The sequence below is a fragment of the Halorubrum sp. SP3 genome (assembly GCF_005435195.1).
Classification (GTDB): domain Archaea; phylum Halobacteriota; class Halobacteria; order Halobacteriales; family Haloferacaceae; genus Halorubrum; species Halorubrum sodomense.
Genome location: NZ_SGTU01000495.1, coordinates 1 through 340 on the forward strand (window position 1 = coordinate 1; position 340 = coordinate 340).

Below are 340 nucleotides of genomic sequence, written 5' to 3' on the forward strand. Positions count from 1 at the left end.
GTGTCCAACTGCCAGTGCATGGCCGAGAAGGAGACGTCGTGGTCGGCGGAGGTGTCGATGAACGGGCAGTCGAACTGCTCCATATCCATCGTGACGTCGAGCATGCCCCGTCCTTATCCCCTGCGTATATAATGGTTGTTCCTGTGGGTTACGGCGCCGTCAGCCACCGAACCGCTCTTTCAGCGCCGCGCGGTCGATCTTCGAGGGCCCCGAGGTCGGCATCTCGTCGACGAAGGCCAGCTCCTTCGGCACCGCGTACCGGGCGACCCGCGAGGCGAGGTGCGACTCCACGTCGCCGAGCGTGAGCGACTCGTCGCCGACGAGGATCGCCTTCCCGACC

2 pseudogenes are annotated in these 340 nt (G+C 65.3%); both read right to left on the reverse strand.

What is annotated here, in order from left to right:
• Positions 1-104 (reverse strand): annotated as a pseudogene (locus tag EXE42_RS20720) (helix-turn-helix domain-containing protein); the annotation flags it as partial.
• Between the two features lie 55 nt (positions 105-159).
• Positions 160-340, reverse strand: a pseudogene (locus tag EXE42_RS17380) (long-chain fatty acid--CoA ligase); the annotation flags it as partial.